This window comes from Streptomyces sp. 8K308 (genome assembly GCF_004348315.1).
GTDB lineage: Bacteria > Actinomycetota > Actinomycetes > Streptomycetales > Streptomycetaceae > Streptomyces.
This window is the reverse complement of record NZ_SMKC01000275.1, coordinates 1-9,610: the sequence shown is the minus strand read 5'-3', so window position 1 is coordinate 9,610 and position 9,610 is coordinate 1. Positions and strand designations below refer to the sequence as shown.

The following is a 9,610-nucleotide window of genomic DNA, read 5'->3' as shown; positions in this document are numbered from 1 at the left end:
AGCGTGGCGCGTGGGGCGGGTGTGGGGCGGACGAGCCGCTCCCACAGGAAGCCCGACTCCTGGGCGGTCCCCGGTTTCCGCTGCTCAGCAGGCATGGATCCTCCTTCACGGATCGCCGACGTGTACAACGTAACAGGAGTGGACAACGTACACGTCGCCGCGTACGTTGTATCTCGCCAGATACGGCGTACACATTTCGACCCGGTCGAGGAGCCCGACATGAACGACACCAACGAGAGCCCGCTGCGCGTGGCGATCCTGATCGGCAGCACCAGGGAGGGCCGCTTCGGGCCGGTCGTGGCCGACTGGCTGCGCGGGCACATAGCCGAGCGACCGGACCTGGAGGCGGACCTGGTCGACCTCGTCGAGACCCCGCTGCCGACCGTCATGCCGGCCTTCGGGCAGCAGCCGTCCGACGCCGACCTGGCGCTGCTCGGCGCCGTCACGCCGAGGCTGGCGGCGGCCGACGCCTTCGTCGTCGTCACGCCCGAGTACAACCACAGCTACCCGGCGGCGCTGAAGAACGCGATCGACTGGCACAACGCGCAGTGGCACGCCAAGCCGGTGGCCCTCGTCTCCTACGGCGGCCTCTCGGGCGGCCTGCGCGCCGTCGAGCACCTGCGGCAGGTACTGGCCGAGCTGCACGCCGTGACGATCCGCAACACGGTCAGCTTCCACGAGTACGGCGACAAGTTCGGCCACGACGGCTCGCCCGTCGACCCCGCTGCGGACGCCGCCGCCAAGGCCCTGCTCGACCAACTGACCTGGTGGGGGCTCGCGTTGCGCGACGCCCGGGCCGCTCGTGCCTACACCGCCTGACCGGGAGGGCGGAGTCATGGGCGACGAGAAGCGGCTCCCCTACCTCGGCGTCGTCGGCCTGATGCTCGGCATCTTCCTGGCGACCCTCGACGGGCAGATCGTCGGCGTCGCGCTGCCGGCCGTCGTCGGCGACCTCGGCGGGCTCGGCCAGTTCTCCTGGGCCGTCACCGGCTACCTGCTCGCCATGGCGGCGGCCACCCCCATCTGGGGCAAGCTCGGCGACCTCTACGGCCGCAAGGGCGCCTACCAGGCCTCGGTGCTGCTGTTCCTCCTCGGCACCGTGCTCTGCGGAGTCGCCCAGGACATGCCGCAGCTGATCGCGTTCCGCACCCTTCAGGGGCTCGGGGCCGGCGGGCTGATGGTCGGCGCGCTGTCGGTGATCGGCGTGCTGGTCCCGGCCGACGCGCGCGGCCGCGTCCAGTCGGTGATCGGCGTGATGCTGCCGGTGGCCTTCGTCGGCGGTCCGCTGCTCGGCGGCCTGCTCACCGACGCGCTCAGCTGGCGCTGGGTGTTCTACGTCAACGTGCCCTTCGGGGCCTTCGCGCTGCTCGCGGTCGGGCGGGGCGTGCGGCTCTCGGAACGACGACCGCCCGGCGGCCGGATCGACTTCGCGGGCGCCGGCCTGCTCACCGCCGCCGTCCTCTCCCTCACCCTGCTGGCGAGTTGGGGCGGTACGAGCCACGGCTGGGGTTCGCCGGTGATCGCGGCGCTCGCCGTGGTGGCGGCGGTGGCCACCGCCGGGTTCGTCCGCGTGGAACGCCGCGCGGCCGAGCCGGTCATCCCGCCCCGGCTGTTCCGGGACCGCGACTTCGCCCTGGCCCAGGCGCTCAGCTTCCTGGTGGGCGCGGCGATGATGTCCGTGGTCAACTACCTGCCGCAGTACCTGCAGTTCACCCGGGGCTCGTCCCCGGTCGCGAGCGGGACCCAGATCATGCCGCTGATGCTCGGCATGCTGGCGGCGCAGTTGACCGTCGGCCGCCTGACCGACCGCGGCGACCCCCGGCGCCTCGTGCCCGTCACGGGCGCCGCCCTGACGGTGGCCGGCGCGCTGCTGCTCCTGCTGCTCGACACGGACACCCCGGTGTTCCTCGCCTCGGCGCTCTCCCTGGTGCTGGGGGCGGGGGTCGGGGTGCTGATGCAGAGCACCCTGCTCACCACGATGTCCACCGCGCCGCCGCGCGACATGGGCGCCGCATCCGGCACGGTCACGTTGGCCCGCACCATCGGCGGCTCGCTCGGCGTCGCGGCACTCGGCGCCGTGCACGCCGCCCGCATGAGCGCCGAACTGTCCGGCCGCCTCGGCGACGCCGCAGCCGAACGGCTCGTCTCGGGCGGCGAGTTGACCCCGGCGCTGGTCGACGGGATGCCGGCGAGGGCGCGCGAGGCGGTCGCGGCGGCGTTCACCACAGGACTGCACGGCGTCCTCGTCGGCGCGTCGCTCATCGCGGTCGCGGCCTTTGCCCTCGCCTGCCTCACGCACCGGGACCGCGCGGGCACCCCGGCGGCCACGGTGGCCGAGGCCCAGCCACCGCCCGCCCGTTTGCCCTAGCACAAACGGGCGTTGCGCCTAGTGCATACATGGCATACCGTGCCGCCATGACCGCGAAGACACCGCAGCCCACCACCCTCACCGGCCGGCACGTCCGCCTGGAGCCGCTGGCCCCGAGCCATCTCGACGACCTGTTCGCGGCGGGCGGCACGGACGAGGAGGTCTGGCGGTGGGTGCCGAGGCCGGCACCCAGGACGCGGGAGAAGCTGGGCGGGGCGCTCGACGAGCTGCTCGCCGACGCCGAGCGCGGGCGGTACGTGCCCTTCGCCGTCGTCGAACTCGGCGGCGGCGGGGCCGTCGGCTGGACGACGTTCATGGACATCGACGCGGGCAACGAACGCGTGGAGATCGGCTACACCTGGTACGGCCCCGCCCACTGGCGCACCGCCGTCAACACCGAGGCCAAGCTGCTGCTGCTCACCCACGCCTTCGAGGAACTCGGCATGGGCCGCGTGCAGTTGAAGACCGACCACCTCAACCACCGCTCGCAGGCCGCGATAGCGCGGCTCGGCGCGCACCGGGAGGGCGTGCTGCGCCGGCACGTCCAGCGGCCGGACGGGAGTTGGCGGGACACCGTGTACTTCTCGATCCTCGTCGAGGAGTGGCCGGAGGCCCGGGCCCGCCTCGCCGCCCGGCTCGCCGCCGGATAGCCACTCCGCGAGCGGTTCCTCGGCCCCCTCGGCCCTGCCCCCGACACGGCCGGCGCGGGCCGGGCACGTCGAGGCGGGGAGTCCGGCCGGAGGTCGAGCCGTCACCGCGCCCCGCCGCCGCTCCGGCCGGTCAGCCGCCGAGCAGCGACCGCACCCGGTCGGCGCCGACCGCGAGCAGCAGCGTGGGGAGCCGCGGCCCCGTGTCGCCGCCCACCAGCAGGCGGTACACCAGCACGAAGAACTCCCGCTGGGCGGCCTTGAGCTCGGGCGTCGGCTTGGCGTCGGCCGGCAGGCCGGCCTGGATCTTCGGAACGCCGTAGACCAGCGTCGTCAGGCCGTCGAGCGACCAGTGGTCGGCCAGGCCGTCCCGCAGCAGGGCGAGCGACTCGCGCTGCCGCTCGTCGAGCGAGGCCAGCAGCTCGCCGTCCGGCTCGGCGCGGACCCGGGTGCGGGTCTCCGCCGGCATCTGGGTGGCCACCCAGTTGGCCGCCTTGTCGAGCCGGGGCCGGGTCTCGTCGAGCGAGCGCACCGGGTTGGCCGGGTCGAGCTCGGTGAGGATGCGGAGCGTCTGCTCGTCGTCCCCGGTGGTGATGTCGAGGACGGACGTCAGCGTGCGGTACGGCAGCGGGCGCGGCGTGGCCGGCAGCTCGCCGGCGGCCGTGGTGGTGGCGCGCAGGTAGGACGCGGCGTCGGCCGGCTGGGCGGCGCCGGAGGCGACCTTGCGGGCCAGCGCGTCCCACTCGTCGTAGGTGCGCAGGATCTCCGCGTCGAAGGCGATCTTGAACGACTGGTTGGGCTTGCGCCGCGCGTACAGCCAGCGCAGCAGCGGCGCCTCCATGATCTCCAGCGCGTCGGCCGCGATCGGCACGCCGCCCCGCGAGCTGGACATCTTCGACATGCCGGTGATGCCGACGAAGGCGTACATCGGGCCGATCGGCTGGACGCCGCCGAAGATCTCCTTCACCAGCTGCCCGCCGACCACCCACGAGGATCCCGGCGAGTGGTGGTCCACGCCGGACGGCTCGAAGATCACGCCCTCGTAGGCCCACCGCATCGGCCAGTCGACCTTCCACACCAGCTTGCCGCGCCGGTGCTCGGTCAGCTTCACGGTCTCGGCGTGGCCGCACTCGCAGGCGTAGGCGAGCTCGGTGGTCTCGTCGTCGTAGGAGGTGACGGTCGTGGTGTCGCGCTCGCACACCGCGCAGTACGGCTTGTACGGGTAGTAGTCGCCGCTGCCCTCGCTGCCGTCGTCCTCGGTGGCCGCGCCCGAGCCCTGCGCGGCGGCCTCGTCGACGGCCCCGTCCACGGCCCCATCCACGACCTCGGACTCGGCCTGCTTGGTGCGGTACCGGCCGAGGACGGCGTCGATCCGGCGGCGCTCGCGCATCGCGAAGAGGATCTGGTCGCGGTAGGTGCCCGCCGTGTACTGCTCGGTCTGCGAGATCGCTCGGACCTCGACGCCGAGCTCGGCCATGGCGGCCAGCAGCGGCGCCTTGAAGTGCTCGGCCCAGCTGGCGTACGGGCTGCCGGGCGGCGGCGGCACGGAGGTCAGCGGCTTGCCGATGTGCTCGCTCCACGACTCGGGGACGCCGATGCCGCCCGGCACCCGGCGGAACCGGTCGTAGTCGTCGAACGACAGCAGGTGGACGCAGTCGACACCGCGCCGCTTGATCTCGTCCGCGACCAGGTGCGGCACCATGATCTCGCGCAGATTGCCCAGGTGGATGGGGCCCGAGGGGCTGATCCCGGAGGCGCAGACGACCGGTTTCCCCGGGGCACGGCGCTCCGCCTCGGCGATGACGTCGTCCGCGAGTCGGGAGACCCAGTCGGCGGTCTCCTGGGTGGTCTGGGCCACGGCTGCGCACTTCCTCTGATCTGGGGTGTGGATCGGTGTCTCACCCCATTGTTCCACCCATAAAACGAGTGGTGCGCCCGTCAACTACCCGGCCCTGAAGGGCCAGGTTTGCAGGCAGAGTGAGACATGAGCCCCACTGTGATCCCCTGCGTCCGGAACGGTTAGGCCGTTCTGGGGCGGTTGACCGCGCCCCGCTGCCACGCGGCATCGCCACGGTGGGCGATGTTGCGGGAGCCGTTGTGGTCCGCGTGCATGGTTATGCCGCAGGACCGGCACTCGAACCGCCCTTGCGTCACGCGGTTGGTGCGGTGGGTATGCCAGCACTGAGAACACTGGCGGGAGGTGTTGCGCGGGTCCACGCGGACCACGGGCACACCTGCCCGTCGTGCCTTGTACTCGACAAACTGGCCGAGTTGGGCGAACGCCCAGGAGTGCAGTCGTGCCCGCTGGTCCTTCTTGGCCGTAACCCTCTGCCGGATACACGAGAGGTCTTCCAGGGCGATCCCGCGCGAGGTGCGTTCAGCGGTGGTCACGAGTTTCTTGGCGATGATGTGGTTACGCTGGGTGGCGTACCGCGCTTCGCGGCGACGCCGGGACCTGAGCCTGCGCATGGCGGACTTGGTGCGCTTCTTCCGCAACTTCTGCCGCAGGCCGCGCTGCCGCTCGCGGTACCGGTTGACCTGACGCCCGCACATGATCTCGCCGTCCGAGGTCGTGGCGATGTTGACGATGCCGAGGTCCACACCGAGGAAGCCGTTCGGCTCGCACACCTCAGGCTCGGGAACGTCGATGGTGGCGATCAGGAAGAACATGCCGTCCCGCGTCACCAGGTCCGACTCTCCCTTACGGGAGCCCAGGAGCTTCATCGCCTCATCGGAGCAGACGAACGGGATGCCCTTGAGTCGACCGGCCACCGTCCAGATGCTCACGGTCTTCTGGTCGAGGTTCCAGGTCAGAATTCGGTCGTCGTAGGGCTGCGCCGCGTCCTCACGGAAGACGATCGGTTTGGCCTCCGCCCGCTTACGCCGCTTGGAGTCCTCTTTACCGAGGTTCCCAGCCCTGATGTTGGCCTTGAGAGTGGCATAGGCGTCGCACACCTTCTTCACCACGCGCACAGCGGGCTGCGCGCCGAGGTCGAAGTCGGCTTTGAGCCGGTGGTACACGGCCTCTTGCAGCACATTGCGCCGTTTGAGGTCGCGTGCGAACGCCACCTCAGAGGCCGCGTTCGCGGCCCGGTTGCAGGCGCGCAGGGTCGCTGCCAGTGCGTCCACGTCATGAGCGGACGCAGGCAAAAGCTTCACATGCGCGACAATCTTCACGCAGAACACACTAGTGTGGCGAACGATCGGAGATCAAACTCGATGCCCAGGCATAACGGAGCGCACTCCACCGCCCCGCGGCTCCGCTCCAAGGAGCCAATTCCTCCCAGGGCTGAAACTCTGGGCTTCCTTGGCCGGACTCAGTGAAATACTGGTCGGCATGAGCCCGGTTCCCTCCATCACCCAAGCCGTCAGGCAGCGCATCTCCGACGCCCTCGCCGCCGCCCTCCCCGAGGCCGCCGGCGCGGACCCGCTGCTGCGACGCAGTGACCGGGCCGACCTCCAGGCCAACGGGATGCTGGCGCTGGCGAAGCGGCTGGGGGGCAATCCGCGGGAGCTCGCCGGCCAGGTGGTGGGCGGGGTCGCGACGGAGGGGCTGATCGCCGACATCGAGGTGTCGGGTCCCGGCTTCCTCAACATCACGGTCACCGACGAGGCCATCGTCCGGACGCTGGCGGCGCGCGCGGCCGACGAGCGGCTCGGCGTGCCGTTCGCGGAGCGGCCCGGCACGATGATCATCGAGTACTCGCAGCCGAACGTGGCCAAGGAGATGCACGTCGGCCACCTGCGGTCCACGGTGATCGGGGACGCGCTGGTGCGGATCATGGAGTTCCGCGGCGAGAAGGTGATCCGGCGCAACCACATCGGCGACTGGGGCACCCAGTTCGGGATGCTGATCCAGTACCTGATCGAGCACCCGCACGAGCTGGACCACCGGGAGGAAGAGGAGAGCGGGGGCGCCGCAATGTCACGGCTCAACCGGCTCTACCGGGACTCGCGGGCGGTCTTCGACTCCGACCCGGAGTTCAAGGAGCGGGCGCGGCGCCGGGTGGTCGAGCTGCAGGCCGGCGACCCGGAGACGATGGCGCTGTGGCAGCGGATCGTCGACGAGTCCAAGATCTACTTCAACGCGGTCTACTCGCGGCTCGGCGTGCTGCTGACCGATGACGACATCATGGGCGAGTCCGCCTACAACAACGATCTCGTCGCGCTCTCCGAGGAGTTGGAGGAGTCCGGGGTCGCGGTGCGGTCGGACGGCGCGCTGTGCGTGTTCTTCGACGACATCAAGGGCCCGGACAACAAGCCGGTGCCGCTGATCGTGCGCAAGGCGGACGGCGGCTTCGGCTACGCGGCCACCGACCTGGCGGCGATCCGCAACCGGGTGGGCTCGCTGCACGCGGACACCATGCTCTACATCGTGGACGCGCGGCAGGCGCTGCACTTCAGGATGGTCTTCGACACCGCCGGGCGGGCCGGCTGGCTGCCGGACGGGGTGGCGCACCACCTGCCGTTCGGCACGGTGCTCGGCAAGGACGGCAAGCCGTTCAAGACCAGGTCGGGCGAGACGGTGCGGCTGATGGACCTGCTGGACGAGGCGGTCGAGCGGGCGGCCGAGGTGGTGTCGTCGAAGGCGCCCGACCTGTCGCCGGCCGAGGTCGCCGAGCGGGCGGCCGAGGTGGGCATCGGGGCCGTCAAGTACGCGGACCTCTCCACGTCGAGGAGCCGGGACTACGTCTTCGACCTGGACCGGATGGTCTCGCTCAACGGCGACACCAGCGTCTACCTGCAGTACGCCTTCGCCCGTATCCAGTCCATCCTGCGCAAGGCGGCCGAGCGCGGCGCCTCGGCGGCGGCCCACCCCGAGGTGTCGCTGGCGCCGGCCGAGCGGGCGCTCGGGCTCCAGCTCGACGGGTTCGGCGAGACGCTCGAGTCGGTGGCCGAGAGCTACGAGCCGCACAAGCTGGCGGCCTACCTCTACGGTCTGGCCTCGCAGTTCACCACCTTCTACGACCAGTGCCCGGTGCTCGGCGCCCCGGAGCCGGCGGTGGTGGCCAACCGGCTCTTCCTGTGCGAGCTGACGGCGCGCACGCTGCGGGAGGGCATGGCGCTGCTCGGCATCCACACGCCCGAGCGCCTGTAGTTGGCTAGTTGTCGCCGCGTGTCCTGATGTCACGCCGCCCTTGGGCGGCGTGACATTCTCATGACAAACAGGTGTCCGGCAGGGACGCGCCCTTGCCGGATTCCTCTGCGTCGGTGAATCTTTCGAACTGACGGGCGTGACACGGCGATGGACATGTCATGACCACGCCACATGCCCTCGCACCCCACACCGGCGCACCACCAATGAGGAGGAGACCCCTCGATGGCGCGTAACACCCCCACCACCCGCTCCCGGCGCACCGCCGTCCTGGCCGCCACCGCTGCCATGACGCTCGGCCTCGGCGCGCTGCTCCCGACCGCCGCCCAGGCGGCGCCGAGCGCGCCGAGCCTGGCCGAGATCCGTGAGCTGATACCCAACGCGGCGGCCGCGAACACGGTCGCCGACAGCTACATCGTCCAGCTCAGGGACAACGTCGTGCAGGCGGAGTCGGCCGGCGGCGAGCGCCTCGTCGACTCGTACGGCGCCGAGATCGTCGACGAGTTCCCCGAGACGCTCAACGGCTACGCCATCGAGGCCACCCTGGAGGAGGCCCTCGAACTCGCCGCCGACCCGGCGGTGGCCACCATCACCCAGAACCAGAAGTTCAGCATCAACGCCACCCAGCCGAACCCGCCGTCCTGGGGCCTCGACCGGATCGACCAGCCCGATCTGCCGCTCAACCAGTCCTACACCTACCCCGACCACGGCGGCGACGGCGTCACCGTCTACGTCCTCGACACCGGCGTGCGCACCACGCACACCGCCTTCGGCGGCCGGGCCCGCTTCGGCTACGACTACTTCAACCAGGGCGGCGCCGACGGCCACGGCCACGGCACGCACGTGGCCGGCACCGTCGCCGGCGCGCTCCACGGCGTCGCCAAGAGCGCCGACATCGTCAACGTGCGCGTGCTGAACAACTCCGGCGGCGGCACCACGGCCTCGGTCGTCGGCGGCATCGAGTGGGTCACCGCCAACCACAGCGGCCCGTCCGTCGCCAACATGAGCCTCGGCGGCGGCATCGACACCACGCTGGACGCGGCCGTCCGCGCCTCCATCGCCTCCGGCGTCACCTACGCCATCGCGGCCGGCAACAACTCGGGCCAGAACGCAAGCAACACCTCGCCGGCGCGGGTGGCCGAGGCCATCACCGTGGCGTCAAGCGCCAGCAACGACGCCCGGTCCAGCTTCAGCAACATCGGCGCGGTCGTCGACATCTACGCCCCGGGCAGCAGCATCACCTCGGCGTGGCGCACCAGCGACACCGCCACCAACACCATCTCCGGCACCTCGATGGCCGCGCCGCACGTCGCGGGCGCGGCGGCGCTCTACCTGGCCGGGAACCCGTCGGCCACGCCGGCGCAGGTCAGGAACGCGCTGGTGGCGGCCGGCGAGCCGAACACGATCACCAACGCGGGCGCGAGCACGACGACGACGCTCCTCCAGGTCGGCTGACAACCAGACGCCTCCCCGCCCTCCCCGCCCCGAGCGGGGAGGGCG

Annotated in this window: 7 protein-coding genes; 5 read left to right on the top strand and 2 right to left on the bottom strand. The window is 71.3% G+C overall.

The genetic code is table 11. The annotated features are described in order from the left end of the window. Window positions 1-219: 219 nt before the first annotated feature. Genes E1265_RS27855 through E1265_RS27845 form a run of 3 tightly spaced genes read left to right on the top strand, consistent with a single transcriptional unit; the run spans window position 220 to window position 3,018 of the window. The gene (locus E1265_RS27855) at window positions 220-819 is read left to right on the top strand and encodes an NAD(P)H-dependent oxidoreductase (RefSeq protein WP_132933756.1); all 600 of its coding nucleotides are present in this window, start codon (window positions 220-222) and stop codon (window positions 817-819) included. 16 nt (window positions 820-835) lie between these two features. Then, on the top strand, window positions 836-2,368 hold the full coding sequence (locus E1265_RS27850) for an MDR family MFS transporter (protein WP_243741159.1): 1,533 nt from the start codon (window positions 836-838) through the stop codon (window positions 2,366-2,368). A 47-nt stretch (window positions 2,369-2,415) separates the two neighbouring features. After that, window positions 2,416-3,018, top strand: a complete 603-nt coding sequence (locus E1265_RS27845) for a GNAT family protein (protein WP_132933755.1) — start codon at window positions 2,416-2,418, stop codon at window positions 3,016-3,018. 130 nt (window positions 3,019-3,148) lie between these two features. Here the strand turns inward: E1265_RS27845 and lysS are convergent, their stop codons facing one another. After that, the gene (gene lysS, locus E1265_RS27840) at window positions 3,149-4,873 is read right to left on the bottom strand and encodes a lysine--tRNA ligase (protein WP_132933754.1); all 1,725 of its coding nucleotides are present in this window, start codon (window positions 4,871-4,873) and stop codon (window positions 3,149-3,151) included. 161 nt (window positions 4,874-5,034) lie between these two features. Then, the gene (locus E1265_RS27835) at window positions 5,035-6,192 is read right to left on the bottom strand and encodes an RNA-guided endonuclease TnpB family protein (RefSeq protein WP_165953909.1); all 1,158 of its coding nucleotides are present in this window, start codon (window positions 6,190-6,192) and stop codon (window positions 5,035-5,037) included. A 160-nt stretch (window positions 6,193-6,352) separates the two neighbouring features. On the opposite strand from E1265_RS27835, the gene argS reads away from it, so the two are divergent. Together argS and E1265_RS27825 are read left to right on the top strand one after the other, a co-directional pair. Further along, window positions 6,353-8,113 carry an arginine--tRNA ligase gene (gene argS / locus E1265_RS27830; RefSeq protein ID WP_132933753.1) on the top strand — a complete coding sequence of 587 codons (1,761 nt, stop codon included), beginning with the start codon at window positions 6,353-6,355 and terminating at the stop codon, window positions 8,111-8,113. 222 nt (window positions 8,114-8,335) lie between these two features. Beyond that, a complete protein-coding gene (locus tag E1265_RS27825; protein ID WP_132933752.1) occupies window positions 8,336-9,565 on the top strand; it encodes a S8 family peptidase in 1,230 nt (409 codons plus the stop codon). The last annotated feature ends 45 nt before the right edge of the window (window positions 9,566-9,610 follow it).